The organism is Rhizobacter sp. P2_H2, from assembly GCF_056403375.1.
Genome location: NZ_JBFUFP010001749.1, coordinates 1 through 639 on the forward strand (window position 1 = coordinate 1; position 639 = coordinate 639).

Sequence of the window (639 nt, forward strand, 5' to 3'; positions counted from 1 at the left end):
ACTTGCGCGGTCGTCAGCGATGCCACCTGGTCCGAGGTGAGGGCTGCGAACTGGTCGCTGTTCAGGCCACGGATGCCGGCGGTGCTGATCGCACGCAGGTCAGCCGATTCCAGGTGCGGGATCTGGTCGCTGGTGAGCGCGCCGACTTGCGCGGTCGACAGCGCGGCGTAGTGCGCCGTGGTCATCGCACGCAGGTCGTCGGTTTCCAGGCCGGCGACCTGGCTGACCTTCAGCGCGGCGACCTGGGCGGTCGTCAGCGCGGCGAAGTCGGCCGTGTTCAGCGCGTTCAGGTCTTCGGTCGTCAGGTTCGCCAGCTGGGCGGTCGTSAGGCCSGCGACCTGCGCGGTCGTCAGCTGGCCCATCTGGTCSGAGSTCAGCGCGTTCAGCTGGTCGGTGTTCCACGARCGCAGYGCGGCGGTGCTCAGCGTGCGCAGGTCGGACGATTCCAGCGTCGGGATCTGGTCGGTGGTCAGCGACGCGACTTGCGTGGTCGACAGCGCGGCGTACTGCTGCGTCGTCAGGGCGCGCAGGTCGTCGCTGTTCAGCGTCGACAGCTGCGTGGTCGTCAGGGCCGCGACCTGGCCGGTCGTCAGCGCGCCGATCTGGCTCGAGTCGAGGGCGGCCAGCTGGTCGCTGTTC

General features: G+C 69.5%; 1 pseudogene. It reads right to left on the reverse strand.

Features of this window, described 5'->3' with window-relative positions:
- Positions 1-639, reverse strand: a pseudogene (locus tag AC1D15_RS35995) (heme utilization protein); the annotation flags it as partial.